The 20,051-nt window shown below is 47.9% G+C and carries 17 protein-coding genes and 2 rRNA genes; 12 read left to right on the top strand and 7 right to left on the bottom strand.

All coding sequences use genetic code 11. The features are described from left to right. Positions 1-149: 149 nt before the first annotated feature. The 6 genes from SD53_RS10780 to SD53_RS10755 are packed head-to-tail and all read left to right on the top strand — an operon-like array spanning position 150 to position 6,924. Positions 150-1,757 (top strand): carboxyl transferase domain-containing protein, encoded by a 1,608-nt coding sequence (locus tag SD53_RS10780; protein WP_046520248.1) that lies wholly within the window; start codon positions 150-152, stop codon positions 1,755-1,757. Between the two features lie 17 nt (positions 1,758-1,774). Continuing rightward, on the top strand, positions 1,775-2,572 hold the full coding sequence (locus tag SD53_RS10775) for an enoyl-CoA hydratase/isomerase family protein (protein WP_046520247.1): 798 nt from the start codon (positions 1,775-1,777) through the stop codon (positions 2,570-2,572). 14 nt (positions 2,573-2,586) lie between these two features. Continuing rightward, a complete protein-coding gene (locus tag SD53_RS10770; RefSeq protein ID WP_046520246.1) occupies positions 2,587-4,563 on the top strand; it encodes an acetyl-CoA carboxylase biotin carboxylase subunit in 1,977 nt (658 codons plus the stop codon). A 21-nt stretch (positions 4,564-4,584) separates the two neighbouring features. Then, complete coding sequence (locus tag SD53_RS10765; RefSeq protein ID WP_046520245.1) at positions 4,585-5,523, top strand: hydroxymethylglutaryl-CoA lyase; 939 nt, start codon at positions 4,585-4,587, stop codon at positions 5,521-5,523. 30 nt (positions 5,524-5,553) lie between these two features. Beyond that, entirely contained in the window at positions 5,554-6,255 is a 702-nt protein-coding gene (locus SD53_RS10760; protein ID WP_046520244.1) for a CoA transferase subunit A, read from the top strand. Positions 6,256-6,267: 12 nt separating this feature from the next. Further along, a complete protein-coding gene (locus SD53_RS10755; RefSeq protein WP_046520243.1) occupies positions 6,268-6,924 on the top strand; it encodes a CoA transferase subunit B in 657 nt (218 codons plus the stop codon). Between the two features lie 35 nt (positions 6,925-6,959). On the opposite strand, the gene SD53_RS18610 is transcribed toward SD53_RS10755, so the two are convergent. Continuing rightward, positions 6,960-7,283, bottom strand: a complete 324-nt coding sequence (locus SD53_RS18610; protein ID WP_125060984.1) for a hypothetical protein — start codon at positions 7,281-7,283, stop codon at positions 6,960-6,962. Positions 7,284-7,577: 294 nt separating this feature from the next. After that, entirely contained in the window at positions 7,578-8,603 is a 1,026-nt protein-coding gene (locus SD53_RS10745) for a GlxA family transcriptional regulator (RefSeq protein WP_046520241.1), read from the bottom strand. Between the two features lie 93 nt (positions 8,604-8,696). On the opposite strand from SD53_RS10745, the gene SD53_RS18650 reads away from it, so the two are divergent. After that, complete coding sequence (locus SD53_RS18650) at positions 8,697-8,867, top strand: hypothetical protein (protein ID WP_157850016.1); 171 nt, start codon at positions 8,697-8,699, stop codon at positions 8,865-8,867. An 11-nt stretch (positions 8,868-8,878) separates the two neighbouring features. Here SD53_RS18650 and SD53_RS10740 read toward each other — a convergent pair whose 3' ends face one another. Continuing rightward, on the bottom strand, positions 8,879-9,766 hold the full coding sequence (locus SD53_RS10740; RefSeq protein WP_046520240.1) for an NAD(P)-dependent oxidoreductase: 888 nt from the start codon (positions 9,764-9,766) through the stop codon (positions 8,879-8,881). 101 nt (positions 9,767-9,867) lie between these two features. Between SD53_RS10740 and SD53_RS10735 the strand changes: the two genes are divergently transcribed. Next, positions 9,868-10,353: a glutathione peroxidase gene (locus SD53_RS10735; RefSeq protein ID WP_046520239.1), complete on the top strand. Its 486-nt coding sequence runs from the start codon at positions 9,868-9,870 to the stop codon at positions 10,351-10,353. Between the two features lie 111 nt (positions 10,354-10,464). Next, positions 10,465-11,448, top strand: a complete 984-nt coding sequence (locus SD53_RS10730) for a 2-hydroxyacid dehydrogenase (protein WP_046520238.1) — start codon at positions 10,465-10,467, stop codon at positions 11,446-11,448. A 33-nt stretch (positions 11,449-11,481) separates the two neighbouring features. Here the strand turns inward: SD53_RS10730 and SD53_RS10725 are convergent, their stop codons facing one another. Then, a complete protein-coding gene (locus SD53_RS10725; RefSeq protein WP_046520237.1) occupies positions 11,482-13,698 on the bottom strand; it encodes a S9 family peptidase in 2,217 nt (738 codons plus the stop codon). Positions 13,699-13,990: 292 nt separating this feature from the next. On the opposite strand from SD53_RS10725, the gene SD53_RS10715 reads away from it, so the two are divergent. The 3 genes from SD53_RS10715 to SD53_RS10705 all read left to right on the top strand — a co-directional run bounded on the left by SD53_RS10715 (position 13,991) and on the right by SD53_RS10705 (position 18,791). Next, the gene (locus SD53_RS10715; RefSeq protein ID WP_052749349.1) at positions 13,991-16,603 is read left to right on the top strand and encodes a TonB-dependent receptor plug domain-containing protein; all 2,613 of its coding nucleotides are present in this window, start codon (positions 13,991-13,993) and stop codon (positions 16,601-16,603) included. A gap of 108 nt (positions 16,604-16,711) precedes the next feature. Then, positions 16,712-17,596: an alpha/beta fold hydrolase gene (locus SD53_RS10710; RefSeq protein WP_046520235.1), complete on the top strand. Its 885-nt coding sequence runs from the start codon at positions 16,712-16,714 to the stop codon at positions 17,594-17,596. 88 nt (positions 17,597-17,684) lie between these two features. Beyond that, positions 17,685-18,791, top strand: a complete 1,107-nt coding sequence (locus tag SD53_RS10705) for an META domain-containing protein (RefSeq protein ID WP_046520234.1) — start codon at positions 17,685-17,687, stop codon at positions 18,789-18,791. Between the two features lie 33 nt (positions 18,792-18,824). Here SD53_RS10705 and SD53_RS10700 read toward each other — a convergent pair whose 3' ends face one another. The 3 genes from SD53_RS10700 to SD53_RS10685 all read right to left on the bottom strand — a co-directional run. Continuing rightward, positions 18,825-19,097, bottom strand: a complete 273-nt coding sequence (locus tag SD53_RS10700; protein WP_052749348.1) for a hypothetical protein — start codon at positions 19,095-19,097, stop codon at positions 18,825-18,827. A 515-nt stretch (positions 19,098-19,612) separates the two neighbouring features. Next, positions 19,613-19,727 (bottom strand): 5S ribosomal RNA (gene rrf / locus SD53_RS10690). A gap of 80 nt (positions 19,728-19,807) precedes the next feature. Further along, positions 19,808-20,051, bottom strand: a 23S ribosomal RNA gene (locus SD53_RS10685); the annotation flags it as partial.

Below are 20,051 nucleotides of genomic sequence, written 5' to 3'. Positions count from 1 at the left end.
GCTGGTACTTCAGAAATTCGCCGTATGCTGATAGGCCGCGAGTTATTTAACGAATCGAACTAAACGCGACCTTTTAAGCGTCATAACCAATAAAGTAAGCCGGACTCCTGTCCGGCTTTTCCTAGACCCTGTAGCCAAAGGTGGTGAACGTGGCCAGACTGAATAGCAAAATTAATCCACGCAGTGACGATTTTATCCAGAACGCTCAGGCGATGCAGCAACTGGTGGATGATTTAGAGCAAAAAGTACAACAGATCAAATTAGGTGGCGGCGAAGCTTTGATTGCCCGTCATACCTCACGTGGCAAACTCTTTGTCCGTGACCGTATTCAAAAACTGCTGGACCCGGGTTCACCCTTTTTAGAAGTCGGCCAGTTTGCCGGCTGGGAATGTTATGACGACTATGTGCCCGCCGCTGGTGTGGTGGCCGGTATAGGCCGGGTCAATGGCGTTGAGTGCATGATTGTCGCCAACGATGCGACCGTCAAAGGTGGTACTTATTATCCACTGACGGTAAAAAAACACTTACGGGCCCAGGAAATTGCCGAAACCTGTAATCTGCCTTGTATCTATCTGGTCGACTCAGGCGGTGCCAACCTGCCGCGTCAGGACGAAGTGTTCCCTGATAAGCTGCACTTTGGACGGATTTTCTTTAATCAGGCGCGTATGTCTGCCAAGGGTATTCCACAAATTGCCGTGGTGATGGGCCTCTGTACTGCAGGTGGCGCTTATGTGCCAGCTATGGCGGATGAAAGTATTATCGTTAAAGATCAAGGCACTATCTTTTTAGCCGGTCCACCTTTGGTTAAAGCCGCCACAGGCGAAGAAGTTTCAGCCGAAGAGTTAGGTGGTGCGGATGTGCACTGCAAAATCTCTGGTGTAGCCGATCACTATGCACTAAACGACGAACATGCGCTGCAACTGGCGCGTAATGCTGTTAGCCGTCTAAATCATCAAAAACCAGTGCAAGGTGACGTGCGCCCTGTCGAAGCGCCACTTTATGATGCCAGCGAGTTGTACGGCATAGTCGGCACTGATCTGAAAAAGCCGTTTGATGTACGTGAAGTGATAGCCCGCATTGTTGACGGCTCTGACTTTGATGAATTTAAACAGTTTTATGGCGCGACTTTGGTCTGTGGTTTTGCCCGTATTTTTGGCCAGCCTATTGGCATAGTAGCCAATAACGGCATTCTGTTCTCTGAGTCAGCGCAAAAAGGCGCTCATTTTATTGAGCTATGCGCCCAGCGCAAAATTCCGCTGTTGTTCCTGCAAAATATCACCGGCTTTATGGTCGGTAAAAAATACGAAGCCGAAGGCATTGCAAAACACGGCGCCAAAATGGTGATGGCTGTGTCTTGTGCCAATGTACCGAAATTTACCGTATTAATAGGCGGCTCTTATGGCGCCGGTAACTACGGCATGTGTGGCCGGGCTTATGACCCCACCATGATGTGGATGTGGCCTAATGCCCGTATTTCGGTGATGGGTGGTGAACAAGCTGCTGGAGTGATGGCGACAGTGACTAAAGATGCACTGGCGCGCAAAGGCGAAAGCTTAACCGCTGAAGCCGAACAAGCTATTCGTCAGCCTATTGTCGCCCAGTACGAGCAACAAGGCCACCCCTACTACGCCAGTGCGCGTTTATGGGATGACGGCATTATCGACCCGGCACAAACCCGTATGGTGGTGGGTCTGGCACTGAGCGCAGCGTTGAATGCGCCTGTTGCCGAATCCAAATTTGGCGTATTCCGGATGTAAGGCAGGGAGTAAACACAATGCAAAACTATAGCGCTATTACCACCTCACTCAATGCAGCCGGTGTGGCAGAGCTGGTGCTGAACCGTGCCGAAGTGCATAACGCTTTTGACGATGGCATGATTGCCGAATTAATCCATGCCCTAAAAAGCCTGGCGGCGAACCCGGAAGTTCGGGTGCTACTGCTCAAATCCATGGGGAAAAACTTTAGTGCAGGTGCCGATCTGAACTGGATGCGCTCAATGGCGGAGAAAAACTACCAGCAGAACTTAGAAGATGCAGGTCAACTGGCAGAGCTGATGCGCCAACTGGACACCTTCCCTGCCCCCACTATTGCACTAGTGCAAGGCGCTGCTTTTGGTGGTGCTTTAGGTTTAGTCTCCTGCTGCGATATAGCCATTGCCGAACAAGGCGCCAGCTTTTGTTTAAGCGAAGTCAAAATTGGCCTGATACCAGCCGTGATCAGCCCCTATGTAATGCGCGCTATTGGCGAACGGGCCAGCCGCCGTTATTTCTTAACCGCAGAGCGTTTTGATGCCGCCACAGCACTGAATTTAGGTTTAGTGCATCAGGTCGTAGATGCTGGGGGTCTTGATGCTGCCGCCGAGCATTTTGTTGGCATTTTGCTCAGTAACAGCCCGGCAGCGCTGCGCTGCGCTAAAGAGTTAATGGCTGCGGTGAATCATCAGCCTATTAATCAGCAACTGATAGACAGTACTTCAGCCCGAATCGCCGCTATTCGGGTGTCGGCTGAAGGTCAGGAAGGCTTAACCGCCTTTTTACAAAAACGTACTCCGGCCTGGATCCGGTCAGAATAAGGAAAAACAGACTGATGTTTCGCAAAATTTTGATCGCCAACCGGGGCGAAATCGCCTGCCGTGTGATAGAAACCGCGCATAAACTGGGTATTCGTTGTGTCGCTGTCTACTCAGAAGCTGACGCCAATGCCCGTCATGTGCATATGGCCGATGAAGCTTTTTTATTAGGTCCTGCGCCAAGCAAAGAGTCTTATTTACGGGCTGATAAAATTCTGGAAATCGCCAAACTAAGTGGTGCCGAAGCCGTGCACCCTGGTTATGGCTTTTTATCTGAAAACGAAGGTTTTGCAGAGGCTTGCGCCAAAGCCGGTGTGGTGTTTATTGGCCCGCCAGTGCCCGCTATTGCGGCTATGGGCAGTAAAAGCGCCGCCAAAGAGATTATGACTAAAGCCGGTGTGCCTCTAGTACCGGGTTACCATGGTGACAATCAGGATCCGGCCTTTTTACAGCAACAAGCGGACTTAGTCGGCTACCCGCTGTTACTGAAAGCCGCCTATGGCGGTGGTGGTAAAGGTATGCGTGTGGTCTGGAACAGCAGCGAATTTGCTGAAGCTTTAGCCGGCGCCAAACGTGAAGCGTTAAACGGCTTTGGCAACGACAAAGTGCTGATGGAACGTTACCTGACCAAACCCCGTCATGTTGAAATTCAGGTGTTTGCCGACAGTTTTGGCAATGCGGTGTATTTAGCCGAGCGGGATTGCTCTATTCAGCGTCGTCACCAAAAAGTGATTGAAGAAGCACCAGCACCGAACTTCAGCAAAGAACAGCGTAAAGCCATGGGTGAAGCGGCAGTCAAAGCAGCCAAAGCCATTGCTTACCAAGGCGCTGGTACTGTGGAATTTTTATTCGACGAAGACGGCTCGTTCTACTTTATGGAAATGAATACCCGTCTGCAGGTCGAACACCCTGTGACTGAAATGATCACAGGCCAGGACCTAGTGAAATGGCAGCTGTTAGTCGCCAGTGGTCAGCCTTTGCCTTTAACTCAGGAGCAAATCACCATAGATGGCCATGCCATTGAAGTGCGGGTGTATGCTGAAGATCCGGATCACGATTTCCTGCCCGCCACCGGCAAACTGACTTATTTGCGCCAGCCAGAGCAAAGCCGTTATGTGCGGGTCGATACAGGTGTGGTCGAAAACGACGAGGTTTCGCCTTTTTATGACCCTATGATTGCCAAGCTGATTGTCTGGGATGAAAACCGTGACCGCGCCATTGCCCGTATGTTACGTGCTTTAGATGATTACCGCATCGCTGGCGTAAAAAACAACCTGAACTTCTTAACCCGTTTAGTCGAACAACCTGCTTTTGCCAAGGCGGAGCTGGATACGCATTTTATTGAACGGCATAAAGAATCCTTGTTTGCACCAGGTCAGTCTGAAACCGAACAAGCCAGTTTATTGGCAGCTTTGTATCTGTTATTGAAGGAGCGTTCAGACAAGGTGGACGACCAAAGCCCATGGGCTTTGTGTTCTGGCTGGCGTTTAAATGAAGTTCCAACTGTGTCTTTTCCACTGATTTATCAGGATGAGACCCGTCTGGTCAGCATCAGCTCTGAAGGTAAACAGCTTAGCTTAACCCAACAAGGCGTGGTTACTCCTGCGACAGCCAGCTTACAAGGCGATGAACTGCAGGCCAATTTAAATGGCCACAGAGTCAAAGTGCGGGTCAGTCAGTATCTGGACATGGTGTCGGTCTTTATCAAACACCAGCGTTATGACTTTGTATATCAGACCCAAGTGCAAACTGTAGTTGATGATGGCGCCTCCGCAGGTAATCTAACAGCGCCGATGAATGGCACTATTGTCGCTGTGATGGTGGAAAAAGGCGCACAAGTCAGTGCAGGTCAGACGCTGTTGGTGATGGAAGCGATGAAAATGGAATACAGCATCAAAGCGCCTAAAGATGGTGTGGTCAATCAGCTATTTTACGCTGCTGGTGATCTGGTCAAAGACGGTGCTCAATTAGTCGACTTTACCGCAGCAGACTAACAGGCCCATTTGGAGAGAAAGATGTCACTGACTTTAAACCCAGAGCATACAACTGGTTTGCCCAAAGCCGTGCGGATTGTAGAAGTAGGCCCACGCGACGGTTTGCAAAATGAAAAAGCCGTGTCGCTTGAGGCTAAAGTCGAGCTGGTGAATCGCTTGGCTGAAACCGGTCTTGTTACCATTGAAACCGGCGCTTTTGTATCCCCTAAGTGGGTGCCACAAATGGCCGACTCCGCCGCTGTATTTGCCCAAATTCAGCGTAAAGCCGGTATCAGCTATGCCGCACTGACGCCTAACCTGCAAGGCTATGCAGCCGCCAAAGCCGCAGGTGCCAATGAAGTCGCGGTATTTGGTGCGGCATCCGAGGCTTTTACTCAAAAAAATATCAACTGCAGCATAGCCGAAAGCCTTGAGCGTTTTGCTCCTGTAATGGCACAGGCCAAACTAGATGGTATTCAAGTGCGCGGTTATGTCTCCTGTGTGGTCGGTTGCCCTTATCAGGGCGAGGTTGCACCTGCAGAAGTTGCACGGGTTGCTAAAGCCTTATTAGACATGGGCTGCTACGAAATTTCGTTAGGCGACACCATAGGCGTTGGCACGCCAGCTAAAGTCAATGCCATGCTGGATGCGGTGCTGGCGGTTGTGCCTGTTGACCAGTTAGCTGTACATTTTCACGACACTTATGGCCAGGCGTTAAGTAATATTTACGCTGCGCTGCAACGTGGTATTGCTGTGGTCGACAGTTCAGTCGCAGGTTTAGGTGGCTGTCCTTATGCCGCCGGTGCCTCAGGCAATGTGGCCACTGAAGAAGTGGTGTATTTACTGAACGGCCTTGGCATACAAAGCGGTGTTGATTTACAACGGCTGGCCCCAATCGGCTGGTTGATCAGCGAGCAGTTGGGTAAAGCTCCTAGTTCTAAAGTAGGATTGGCGCTCAAAGCCAAATGCCAGCAAAATTAACTTATACATAGCATCGAGAAAGGATACAAAATGGCAGGGTTTAATAAAGTTGTCACCAGCTACGAAGAAGCGCTGGCAGGCCTGAGCGATGGCATGACCGTCATCGCTGGTGGTTTTGGTTTATGTGGTATTCCGGAAGGATTAATTGCTCAGATCAAAAAAATGGGCACCCGGGATTTAACTGTGGTTTCGAACAACTGTGGCGTCGATGGTTTTGGATTAGGCATTCTGCTGGAAGACCGTCAGATCAAAAAAATGGTCGCCTCTTATGTCGGCGAAAACGCCTTGTTTGAAAAACAGTTGTTATCGGGTGAACTGGAGGTAGTACTGACCCCACAAGGCACGCTGGCTGAAAAAATCCGCGCCGGTGGTGCTGGTATTCCAGCCTTTTTCACCGCGACTGGTTACGGTACTCCAGTAGCCGAAGGCAAAGAGACCCGTGAAATCAATGGCCGCCATTATGTGCTGGAAGAAGCCATCACTGGTGATTTTGCCATAGTGCGGGCCTGGAAAGCCGACCGTTACGGCAATCTGGTATTCCGTCATACCTCAATGAACTTCAACCCTATGGCAGCTACGGCAGGTAAAATTACTGTGGCTGAAGTGGAAGAAATAGTCGAGCCGGGTGAACTGGAACCAAGCCAAATCCACACCCCAGGTATTTATGTGCAACGTGTGATCAAAGGTAGCTTTGAAAAACGCATTGAACGTCGTATGGTTCGTCAGGCTTAAGGAGCACAGCAAATGGCATTATCACGTGAACAAGTCGCTATGCGGGTGGCTCAGGAATTACAGGACGGTTATTACGTCAATTTAGGCATTGGTATCCCTACCTTAGTGGCGAACTATGTACCAGCCGGCATTGAAGTGATGCTGCAATCGGAAAACGGTTTATTAGGTATGGGTCCCTACCCAACCGAAGCTGAGCTGGATGCCGATATGATCAACGCCGGTAAAGAAACGGTCACAGCTATTAAAGGCGCAGCCATTTTCAGCTCGGCGGAAAGTTTCGCCATGATCCGTGGCGGTCATGTCGATTTGACAGTTCTGGGCGCTTTTGAAGTGGATCAAAACGGCAATATCGCCAGTTGGATGATCCCAGGCAAACTGGTCAAAGGCATGGGCGGTGCTATGGATTTAGTAGCAGGTGCACAAAATATCATTGTCACCATGACCCATGCCGACAAATACGGTAGCTCTAAGTTATTGGAGAGCTGTACTTTGCCTTTGACGGGTGTCAATTGTGTGAAAAAGATAGTGACTGATTTAGCCGTGCTGGAAGTGCGGGACGGTGCTTTCCATTTACTGGAACGCGCACCTGGCGTTAGTGTGGAAGAAATTCAGCAAAAAACTGCTGGTAAGTTAGTCATCTCTGGCAATATTCCCCAAATGCAGTTCTGATGCAACACCTCAAAGGGTCAGCGCCAAAGCTGACCCTATCGAAACGCCTGTGCTTGCAAACCAGCACCAGCATTGTCTCTGTTAATATCGCCACTAATTAAGGCTGTTGCATTCTTCGTGCTAACCACAGTCACTTTGTCGATATCACCAATCAGCATCACAAAGGCAGTTTGCTGATTCACCAGCTTGAACCAACCGACTTTGTAGTTCGGCAGATTAATCGCATTGACTGCAACAACAGGTTTAAACTCGCCCAGTTCATCACAAAACACCACAGACACTTTACTTTGTGCCGAGTGAATATCATCAATCCTGGTTTGATACAAACCAGCTCTCAGCTCCAAAGCACTGTCAGTCATTAACAGGCTGTTATCACTAAATTTCAGACTCAGCACTAAGAAGCACAGACTACACAAACTGAAGGCCCATAACGCTTGTCGTAACCAAATGGGCTTAACATACACCAGAGCGCACAAAACAAGGGCGGGAAGCAGGATACAAAGGAAAAATAGCAGTGCATACAGATGCCAGCCGATCTCAGATAAATACATTTAATTTACTTTCATCAATGAATTGGCCACATGATAATAGCACAAAACAAACTTTTGCTGATTGATTTGTTAAATATTGTTAAATAACTTCAATGCACCGCATCACGCTACAGATTGGCGTTCCTGCCCGCTGACAGGACAACAATCAATTTGTGGCTCAAACATAAACTTTTGCCGGTAGGCTTTAGGCGTCAGAGCGGTGTAATGCGCAAATAACTTCCGAAACGAGGAAATATCCTCATAACCCACTTGCTGCATAATATCTTCCGCTGTCCATAAGGTATTCTCCAGCAAAGACTTCGCTCTCTCAATCCGCAGACGTTGTAGATAAGCCATAGGGGTTTCGTCCAGATGCTGCTTAAAACGCCGGATCAAAGTACGGGGTGTCATGGCAAACTGCTCGGCTAATTGGTCCAGCGTTATGGTTTCTGCCAGATGGGCCTGCAAATACTGTTGAATTTCAGCCAATTTTGCATCCTGATGTTGTGGTGCCAGTTGTAAAGACAGATAAGGCAACTGCGAGGTGCGGTTTGGATCGGTCAGCATAATTTTCGCCATTTGCTGCGCAAAAGCCGTATCCATGCACAGCTCAACAAAGCGTAGACACAAATTCAGATAAGAGGTGGTAGCGCCTCCGGTTAAAATGCTCTGCTGCTGCACCACCAGTTGCTGCAAATCCAGTTTGACCTGCGGAAACATCTGGCGGAAATAGTCTTTAAAAAACCAGACCGAAGTCGCCTGCAAGCCGTTTAACAAACCTGTTCCGGCCAAAGCAAAAGTACCATTACAAAAAGCGCCCAGCCATTTGCCTTGCGCTAACATGGCCTGCAACTCTGTGGTATAAGGCTTTAACTGCTGACTGACACACACCAAATCTTTGGGGTTGTAGGCATAAAAACCCGGGATCAACAGAATATCAATAGAGTCGAAATCAACAGCTTCAACCTTCAGACTAAAAGCGCCATGCTGTACCAGAGGGTTAGGCCCCATTAAAACAGTATCAAATAACTGGTGTTCACTTTGCTGGATCACTTGCCAGTATTTATTACAAAAAGCAAAAAAATCCACCACCCCCGTCACACTGCTCATCACTATGTCGTGGTCGACCCAAACACCTATACGTTTCATGATGTCACTTTTAACCATTATTACGTCATTAGTGACACTTTAGACTGATTTTCAAGCAGAGTAAAGTAGCCTCATCAACAACAGGAGGTGAGTATGTTTCAACTATCAAAACGCGCAACTGTATGGGCTTTACTGGCTTTGGTCTGGGCTATAGTGGTAGGTTTGGCACTGCAGATCAGCCCTGATCCAATGCTGCATCTGGTGCAAATTCCGTTGTTACTGGTGCTGACTTTAGGTTTAGCCAGCACCAGCCTGGATGATTAAAAGGGGTAGGCTTAGCCCTTACGCTGCAAAACAGTCAGTAAACTGGAGGTGTCCCAACGGCCCCCCCCCATAGCTTGTACTTGAGCGTAAAACTGGTCGACCAATGCAGTGAGTGGCAAAGTGGCACCGTTGTGGCGCGCTTCGTTTAACGTAATAGCTAAGTCTTTCCGCATCCAGTCCACGGCAAAACCAAAGTCGTATTTACCCTGCAACATAGTGGAACCGCGGTTTTCCATTTGCCAGGACTGGGCGGCACCTTTGCTGATGGTATCCAACACAGCCTGACCATCAAGGCCTGCCTGCTGCGCGAAATGCATGGCCTCAGCCAACCCCTGCACCACACCGGCGATACAAATCTGATTGACCATTTTCGTCAGTTGACCCGAACCTGCAGCACCTAAAAGACGGGCACTACGGGCATATTTCATTAATGTTGCTTCTGCTTTGGCAAAATCAGCCTCTTCCCCACCCAGCATAATAGTCAAGAGGCCATTCTGAGCACCCGCTTGTCCACCAGAGACCGGTGCATCTAAAAAGCCTATGCCTTTTTCTTTGCAAGCCAAGGCCAGTTCGCGCGCTAAATCGGCTGAAGCCGTGGTGTGGTCTATTAATAAGGAGCCTGGACTCATAGTCGCTAAAACGCCCTGCTCACCATAGACCACAGAACGCACATCATCGTCATTGCCTACACATAATATCACCAGATCAGCACCTGCGGCAGCCTCTGCCGGAGTTGCTGCACTTCGGCCGCCATACTGCGCTACCCAATCCAGCGCTTTGTGCTGAGTTCGGTTATACACACAGACTTGTTCGCCTTTTTGCTGCAAATGACCGGCCATAGGAAACCCCATCACTCCCAAACCGACAAAGGCAACTTTTTGTTGTGATAAATTTGACATAAATTTGACTTATTTCTGTGACAGACTTGAATGCTAACAAGCTTACTAGAATCAGGGGCTCTGACGCAAAAGCATCAGACGAGTTGCAAAAAAGGACAGTTATGCCAAAGGTTCATCATTTCAAAGTGAAGGATAGTCAGGGTCAGGACGTCGATTTAGCCCAATACAGGGATAAAGTCATACTGATCGTCAATACCGCCAGCCAATGTGGTTTTACCCCCCAGTATCAGGAACTGGAAGCTTTGTATCAGCAATACAAAGATCAGGGTTTTGTGGTACTGGCCTTCCCCTGTAATCAGTTTGGCGCACAAGAACCAGGGTCCAATGCCGAGATCCAACAATTCTGTCAGCTCAACTATGGTGTCAGTTTCCCGGTCTTTGGCAAGGTTCAGGTCAATGGTCTGGATGCCGACCCGTTATTTGAATATCTAAAAGATCAGGCGCGTGGTTTGATGAAAACCCGGGCTATTAAATGGAACTTCACCAAGTTTTTAGTCAATCGCCAAGGCGATGTGGTGAAACGTTATGCTCCGCGCACTAAGCCATCCAGCCTGCATCAGTCGATTGAGGAAGTGCTGGCCAGCTAAGATTTGGCTGAAACTAAGTTTGGATCAAAACAATCTATTGATTAAAAACAACAAGACGTGCAGTTTTTTACGCTACTCTGAGTTGCAGATCTGCAAGCAAGGAGTGTTGTTATGAAAATTGCCGTCTTTAGCGCAAAAAAATACGATCAGGAAAGTTTCAGACAGTGGGCCGACGACAGCCTTGAGTTCAGCTTTTTTGATGCACCTCTGAATCAACACAGTGCCGGATTCGCTCAGGGATGTCAGGCCGTCTGTGTTTTTGTCAACGATGATTTATCAAAGCCAGTGCTGGCAGAGCTGAGCGCTATGGGTGTGGGCATGGTTGCCTTGCGCTGTGCAGGCTTTAATAATGTTGACCTTGCCGCTGCCAGAGAGTTGGGGCTGCGGGTAGCAAGAGTTCCAGCCTATTCGCCTGAAGCCGTAGCCGAACATACAGTCGCCATGATCCTCTGTTTAAACCGCAAGTTACACAAAGCCTACAACAGAGTGCGGGATGATAACTTTGCACTGGATGGCTTGCTGGGGTTTAATCTGCACGGCAAAACTGCGGGTCTGATTGGCACAGGACGTATAGGTGTGGCTACCGCCAAAATACTGCTTGGTTTTGGCATGCGACTGCTGTGTTATGATATTAAAAAAGATCAAGATCTGGAGAAAGCGGGCGTCAGTTATGTGCCTTTAGAGCAGTTGTGGGCGCAGTCGGATATGATTAGTTTGCACTGCCCGCTCACCCCACAAACCCAGCATATCATCAACGACCACAGCCTGGCACAAATGAAAGATGGTGTCATGCTGATCAATACCAGCAGAGGTGGCTTGATCGATACCAAAGCTGTGATTAAAGCGCTGAAAAACCGGAAAATTGGTCACTTAGGCCTGGATGTCTACGAGCAGGAAGCGGATTTATTTTTTCAGGACTTATCAGGGCAACTGATTGACGACGAGGTGTTTAAACGCCTGCTGACCTTCCCTAATGTGTTGATCACCGGGCATCAGGCATTTTTCACTCAGGAAGCGTTGCAACAAATTTGTCAGGTCACCAGTGACAATCTGCTGGCATTTAAGGCCAACAGATTAATTGGCAACGAATTGTAATGGCAAAGGCGGGTTAAAAACCCGCCCCACAGTTTATTGTTTTAACTGACGCTCAAAAAACGCCGTAATGGTTTTATGCAAATGGGTTTGCACCGGCTGACCAAACATTGAATGTTTGCTGCCCGGATAATCCATGCTGTCGAACAATTTGCCCTGTTTTTGCAATTCAGAGTACAGCTTGGTGCTATGGGTAAAGAGCACGTTATCATCCGCCATACCATGATAAATCAGCAGGTTGCCCTGATAATCCTTGACGTAAGGGAAGACTGAACTCTGCTCGTAACCTACTTTATTTGTTGCAGGATGCCCCAGATAACGCTCCGTATAATGGGTGTCATACAAAGCCCAGTCCGTCACAGGGGCTCCGGCCACGCCAGCTTTAAAATAAGCACCGGCTTTAAACATCGCCATAATACTCATGTAACCGCCGTAGCTATGACCATAAATACCTATACGCTCAGCGTCAACATAAGGCAGGCTGCGCAGATACTCCACCCCGGTGATTTGATCCTCCAGCTCAACCACCGCCAGTTTTTTGTAGATGGGATCTTCAAAAGCTTTGCCTCTGTTTTCAGAGCCTCTGTTATCTAACTGGAACACGATGTAGCCGTTTTGTGCCAGGTACTGGAAATACAAGTCTCGTGCGCTCCAGCTATTGGTCACACGCTGTGCGCCTGGTCCGCCGTAAACACCAACGACCACTGGATATTTCTTACCTTTTTCAAGCACTGCAGGTTCAAACACCCGGTAATACAAAGTCTGGCCATCCTTAGCTTTTAACGTACCAAAACGGGGCTTTACCAGCTTCTGTTTGTACTGCGCCAATGGATGCGCCCCTGAGACGTCATTCGACTCCAGTACAGTCAGCACTTTGCCTTCAACACTTTTCAGCTCTACTTTAGTGGGTTGCAACACGCTGGAATAACTATCGATAAAACTCTGACCAGTTTCCGCCATCACCACAGCATGGGAATACCCGGTCTGAGTCAGCCTGCTGCTTTCCCCTCCTTGCACAGGTACTGCATAGAGGTGGCTTTCCAGCGGTGTATCTTTGCGGCCGGAGAAATAAATAATGCCTTGCTCTTCGTTGATGGCTTCAATTTTGTTGACGACCCAGTCGCCCTGAGTCAACTGTCGCACTAAAGTGCCATCCAGTTTGTACAAGTACAGATGCTTGTAACCGTCCCGCTCAGACGCCCAGACAAAATGCTGTTTATCTTTTAAGAAATGTAAATCATCATTTAAATTCAGCCAGGTTGGACTTTGCTCTTTCAGCAGCACTTTGGTAGTGCCGGACGGCAAGTCCACAGAGCGCAGTTCAAGTTGCTGCTGGTCACGGCTTTGCCACTGATAGGTCAGTACGGATGCAGACTTACTCCAGTTGACGCGGGCCAGGTAGATATCCTGCTCTTTACCCAAATCCAGCCATTGCACCGCGGCTTGTGGCACCGACACTACACCCAGTTTCACTTTGACGTTAGCTGTGCCGGTAAAAGGATAACGCTGAGTAAATAGCTTAATGTCGTCAGCATAAATTTCATTGCGAACAGCTTCAGCGACAGGTGATTCATCTATCTGGCTAAAGGCTATTTTGCTATCATCCGGAGCCCACCAGTACCCTGTCATCCGGCCCATTTCTTCCTGAGCGACAAATTCGGCCATACCATTTTTAATCAGGCCCCGCCCATCTGTAGTTAACTGAGTTTCTTTGCCTGATTTGAGGTCGAGCACAAAAATATTTTGCTCACGGATAAAAGAAACATACCGACCTTTGGGCGATATTTGTGCATCAGTTTCAAAGGCTTCTGTGTTGGTTAGCTTGCGCGATTTTTGGCTGGATAGGTCGTAATAATACAAGTCACCATTGAGTGGAAACAGCAAAGCTTTGCCATCTTTTGACCAGTTGTAGCTAACGATCCCGCTGGCGAATAAGCGTAAGCGCTCCCGTCTGGCTTTTTCCTCATCAGACAATTGCTCTGGGCCACTAAACAATTGATTTGAATCAACTAAAATACTGTGTTTACCTGTCTTAATCTGGTATTGCCACAGATCCAACTGATTGGCATCGGTTTCTTTACCTTTGAGGTAAGTGACACGACTGCCGTCTGGAGAAAAACTCAATGAACGAGGCGCTGTGCCGCTTAACGCGGGATCTGCAAACAAACGCTCCAGGGGTAAATTAGCGTCTGCCTGTGTTGTTGCAGCAAATAATACAGCGGCCAGTCCGGCCGGGGTCAGAAGTTTTTTCACTACGATAAATCCTTGGTTAAATGACACCTGCTATCTGAATCGACTTTGAGTAAAACAGCAAGTCAGATCGGATATTTTTCGGTTATTTGACGTTAATTTTTTAGAGAGATCTTTGTAAAGAACAGGCTCCAAGCCACGAAAGGCACCAGAACAGTGCGACAAATCACCAAAAAAGAGCGCTCAAGCGACAAAAAATCACGATAGACAAATCTGAACTTTTCAAATATGGTCATTACAGAGCTCGTAGATAAAAATGAGCCAAAACAAAAATCCAGATGAGAAGGCAACATCCATGAAGAAAGAATCAATCCACTACCATCCTGTTGCTGCCGCTATAAAAATCGCGTTATGCGGCAGTTTATTGTTTAGCACCTCATTACTGGCTCAGGAAACTCCTGATGCTGCAGAAAAAAAAGCCGAAGATGCGTCCGTTGAAAAAATAGCTGTTATAGGTGCTCGTGGTGCGCCACGCTCAGTCGGTGACTCAGCAGTTCCGGTCGACGTGATAGGTGGCGAAGAATTCTCAAAAACCGGCACCAGCGATATGGTCAGTTTAATGACAGCCGCAGTGCCCTCTTTTAACGTCAACGCTCAGCCTATCAATGATGCTTCAACCTTAATTCGTCCTGCAAACTTACGCGGCCTGCCACCAGACAGCACCCTGGTATTAGTCAATGGAAAAAGACGTCACCGTGCGGCGGTGATCACCTTTTTAGGCAGCGGTATATCGGACGGTTCACAAGGGCCGGATATTTCTGTTATTCCATCTATTGCATTAAAACAAGTTGAGATATTAAGAGATGGTGCGGCGGCGCAGTACGGCTCAGATGCCATAGCTGGTGTGATTAACTTTCGCTTAAAAGATGCGGCAGAAGGCGGCTCTTTTGAAGTCAAAAGCGGTCAGCATTATGAGGGGGACGGTGATTTACGTCAGGTGGCGGGTAACATAGGTTTACCTTTTACCGACAATGGTTTTGCCAATATCAGTGGTGAATTTAAACAAGCTGATCCAACCAGCCGTTCAGTACAGCGAGACGATGCAGCAGCCTCTGCTGCGGCTGGCAACCCTTTTATCGCAAACCCGGCTCAGGTGTGGGGTTCGCCCGAATTCAAACGTGACGCGAAAGTGTTTGCCAATATCGGCTTGGAGGTTGCCAAAGATCGGGAATTTTATTTATTCACCAACTGGGCAGAACGAGATGTGGAAGGTGGCTTCTACTACCGTCATCCAACCACTCGCAGCGGTGTCTACTCCAACGATGGTGGTGAAAGCCTGCTGATTGGTAATCTCGACGAAAGTTTAGGCGCTTGTCCTACTATTTCTGCAATGACGGGTGACGACATTCGTAACCATGCTGACATCCAAGCCGACGTCGATGCGCTGCCTGCCCATTGTTTCACTTATTACGGCCTGTTACCTGGCGGTTTTACCCCTAAATTTGGTGGTGTGGTGACTGACACCGCCATCGCCTCGGGTGTAAAAGGAGAACTGGAATCAGGTTGGGCTTTTGACGCCAGCATGTCGATTGGCCGCAGTGAAGTCGAGTTTTATATCAACAATACGCTGAACCCATCGTTAGGCCCTGATACACCACGCTCATTTAAACCGGGCAAATATGTTCAACTGGAAAAAGCTGCGAACTTAGATTTCAATAAACCCTTTGATATAGACGGTCTGCCATATCCACTGAATGTCGCCGGTGGTGTGGAATATCGCGATGAAACCTTTGAAATTTATGCTGGCGATGCCGCCTCTTTTGAAGTGGGTCCTTTGGCCTCACAAGGTTTTGGCATAGGTTCAAACGGCTTTCCAGGCTTCAAGCCTGAGGATGCGGGCTCTTTTAACCGTTACAGCTATGCAGCGTATACTGAGTTAGGTGCTGAGTTCAGCGATAACTTCCGTATGGACTTTGCACTGCGCTTCGAAGATTTTGAAGACTTTGGTGATACTACAAATGGCAAAATAACGGCACGTTATCAGGCTACAGATGAAATTGCCTTCCGCTCTGCGGTCAGCACAGGCTTCCGTGCACCCACGGTAGGCCAAAGTCGTGTTCGTAACGTCACCACCTCTTTTAGCCCTGAAGGCTTAGTGGATACCGCAACTTTACCACCGGACCACCCAATATCACTGCAAAAAGGCGGCAAACCTTTAACACCTGAAGAGTCGAAAAACTTCTCTGTTGGTACAGTGCTGGAAGTGAGCGACTGGTATATCACGTTGGATTATTTCCATATTAAAGTGGAAGATCGCATCAGTCAGACCTCTTCTTTGGAGCTTACAGCAGAGGATATCGAAGAGTTGCTGGCATTAGGTGTTAAGGATGCAAGCAGCTTTAGCAGTGTTAAGTATTTCACCAATGACTTTGACACGACCACTCAGGGTTTAGACTTAGTTGCCAACTACGGATTTGATCTGTGGAACGGCCGTACTACTCTGGCTTTTGCCTATAACTGGACTGACACTAATGTCGATCGTATCAGCGAGTATCTGATCGATGGTGAGTTAACAACCAATATCAGCGATGCGAAAAAAGAGCAGCTGGAACGTGGTTTACCTCGGGTTCGTGGCAGCTTTACTGTCAATCAAAACTACGGAGACTGGAAGGGCTATATCCGCTTTAACCACTTCGGTTCATTTTACGAAGATCACTTGGACAATGGCGTCTTACTTGAAGCGGATGGTGGTATCCCAATCGAGGTAGGTTCTGCAGTGACAACAGATGTAGAAGTCAGTTACAGCATCAGCGACAGCTATGAGATCAGCGTAGGCGCGCAAAACCTGTTTGACGAATACCCAGATGAACATAAATGGCAAGGTATCGCTGGTTCTAAATACCCAACGACTGCAGTTATGGGCATTAACGGCGGCTTTTACTACGTTCGGTTAAACTATAACTTCTGATAGACCAAAATAAAGCCAAAAGCCCGGTTTCAAAACCGGGCTTTTTTATTTGCGGATCTGGTACGACCATGGCAAAGTGCAATCAGGTTTGGCCACTAAAGATAGATGATGGAACTCGTCCCCTGGAATTATCCGACCCACTATGGTTTTACATTACGTGGATTTTATACGCCGCCAACAGGTAAAGCCGTACTGCATGTTCTGCACGGCAATGGCTATTGCAGCCGGATGTATCAGCCTTTTTTAGCACAGCTCCTTCCCCACTTTGATTTATTTTTATCCGACGCACAGGGTCATGGCGACAGCGATCATGGCGGCGCTTTTATCGGTTGGAATCAAAGCGCAGATCTGGCGCTTGAGGCCTGGCTTGCTCATAAGCAGTTATTTGCGACTGTACCTTGCTATGGAGTGGGCCATAGTTTTGGCGGCGTATTAACAGCACTGATCAACAGTAAAACCTCCAGTCCCTTTGATGCTGTGGTATTACTTGACCCTGTGTTATTTACCCCCGGCATGCTGACACTAATGCATACCTTGGACTGGCTTGGTTTATATAAAAAGAATCCAATGGCGAAAAAAGCCCTAAATCGACGCCAACATTGGCCAGATCAAGATTCTGCCTACAACTACCTGCACCAAAGAGGAATGTTTAAAAACTGGCAAGATGAAGCGCTAGCCAGTTATATCGAGCATGCGTTACAACATACCCAGCAGGGGTTGACCTTAAAATGTAAGGCACAACGCGAAGCCGAAATCTTTGCCTCTTATCCAAAACAGTTGTGGAAACAGCTTCAGCAGCCCTGTAGTCCAACTCTGCTGATCCATGGTGATAACACCTATCCCTTTGTCAGTAAATCAGCGAAAAAATGGTGCAAGTTAAATCATGCTATTCAGCTACTTGAGGTGAAAGGCGGCCATTGTTTTATGCAGGAAAATCCAAAAGACAGCGCGTCTATGGTTTTTCACTTTCTGCAGCAGCAAGCGAAAGAATAAAATATGACAATTTTTAATCAGTAATACCATTCGACTGTCCGCGTAGTTGCTTTATAATGGCGCCAATTTTCTTGGGATCCAGATACATATGAAGCAAAGTTTTATTTTAAGCGCTTTAGTCCTGGCTTTGGCTGGTTGTAGCCAGTTACCAGAGCAAGCGCCAGCCCCAATCAGTGAAGTCAGCGAGCCAGTGGTGGTGGTTGAGCCAGAGCTGGTTGAGAATGAAGTGTTAAACGATCATGTGGCTCAAGCCCAGGCTACTGATTTTGGTCATATTTTTATTGATCGCGATATGAGTTTTATCGGTACTTTACCTTGTGAAGGTTGTCCCGGTGTGAAGTATCACGTCAATTTGTTTCAAGACGGCAAGTTTGAAGCCCGGCAGGAATTTATTGATCGTCATGAAGTGAATCTGGTGAAAGGCACCTGGTTGTTGGAAGGTCGGGTGATCCACTTGATGTCTCAGCAAACTAAAATTCCGTCTTTCCAGTTTGTCAGCAATAACAAAGTAGTGTTATTGGATGAAGCCGGTAAACCCGTCATCTCCAAAGATAACTATGAATTAGTACGCTCCAATAACTTTGTGAAATTGGATACCAGCATGCAAATGTTGGGGATGTACCAGGTTATTGATAACAACGCAGTGTTTACCTCGTGCACCAGTGGGGAAAAACTAACTATAGCCATGACTCAACATCATATTCCCATGCTGCGTAGTTATCAGACAGATAAAAATCTGAATGGCAAGCCCGTGATCGCCACTATGATTGCACGTCAGAGTCAAAAAGAAGACAAGATGTTGTTCGTTGAAAAATTTGAGCAGTTTTGGCCGGGCGCTACCTGTCCTGACACACTGAATATTGCCAAAGTGCAAGGAATTGTCTGGCGGGTAGAACGGGTGAAGTTTATCCAGGTACCACAGCAGTACAACTTACGTATGCTGTTTAACGACAATGCTAAATTGTACGGATTTTCAGGTTGTAACGTGTTTAACGCCAGCTACAGCCAAAGCTCTAACTTGTTGAAAGTGAACCCTTTGGTCAGCACCAAAAAGTATTGTGCTCAGAGTAACTACTATGAGTCAAACTTTACCCAACATTTGCAAATGGCTGATCGCATTGAATTAAATGGCGATAAGTTACAGTTATTCCACAATAATGAAGTGGTTGTGGAAATGAAACCTGCGTTAAATTAATCCTTTCTGATGCCTTTGTGATGTTGTTCGATGTCACAAAGGCTCTGTTTTTGTTGTATTTTTTTCTTCTATTAATGCTTGCTGATTTCTGTCTGTATCCAACTGTATAGCAAACTCACAATGATCCTGTTGTAGCCAGAATAATGTATTGATCAGTCGTCTTCGTTGTCTCCACTGCCCTTTTCTGTAGTTCAGACCAGCCCTTGCGCTTAAAGTTAAGCTTGGATTACCGCCAAGTAAGGCGTTTAGTAACCGGCTTAAGGCGATAAATACATTGTTGCTGTAGTTGCGTAGTTTGCCTGACATCAGTTGACCTTGAGATTGTATATCTGTTTGAATTGGAATACTTTTGCATGAATCTAAGTAGGGTGCAATCGCCGCAAGTATTGCGCCTGTGGGTAAGAGTTGGTTAGTTTAAAAGCAGATGTGTTCTGAATTCGGGCGCGGTGAACTACATTATTGCGGGCGGTCATGCGATAGCAGAACCTCTTGTCCGGCCGCTTGCAGAGCGCGCGGCGTGAAACAGGCGTGACGCCAAACTGTTTGCGTCCCGTTTTTCCTGTTTCACCCTGGCGACCGCCTGTGGCAACGCAAATAAAAAACCCCGCTCAGTGAGCGGGGTTCTGTATTTGGGAGCCTGGCGGTGAACTACAGTGCTCGCCCCATCCTGGGTCTCGTCCCTGCGGGACCCGCCGTTGGCGGTCCAAAAACGTTCCTGACGTTTTTGTCGCATGGGGATGCCCTGCTCGAATGGTCCACCACTAAATTCACAGAAGCAAAAAGGCCCAGTCGTTAGACTGGGCCCTTTGGCTTATTTGGGAGCCTGGCGGTGAACTACTCTCGCATGGCATCTGCCACACTACCATCGTCGCGGCTGCGTTTCACTTCTGAGTTCGGAATGGATTCAGGTGGTTCCACAGCGCTATTGCCACCAGGCAAAAACTGTTTTTATGTCTTTAACAAGCAAGCTCGATAGAATTCTGTATCACACCACACACAAACACCTTGGGCGTTGTATGGTTAAGCCTCTCGGGCAATTAGTATGAGTTAGCTTAACGTGTCACCACGCTTCCACACCTCACCTATCAACGTTGTGGTCTCCAACGACCCTTATGTGTACTCAAGGTACAAGGGATGACTCATCTTTTGGCCGGCTTCCCGCTTAGATGCTTTCAGCGGTTATCCGTTCCGAACATAGCTACCGGGCAGTGCCATTGGCATGACAACCCGAACACCAGCGGTTCGTTCACTCCGGTCCTC

Origin of the sequence: Rheinheimera mesophila, from assembly GCF_000986865.1 — a bacterium.
Taxonomy (GTDB): Bacteria; Pseudomonadota; Gammaproteobacteria; order Enterobacterales; family Alteromonadaceae; genus Pararheinheimera; species Pararheinheimera mesophila.
Note: the sequence above shows the minus strand (reverse complement) of the source record. Positions and strands in the feature narration are given on the sequence as shown.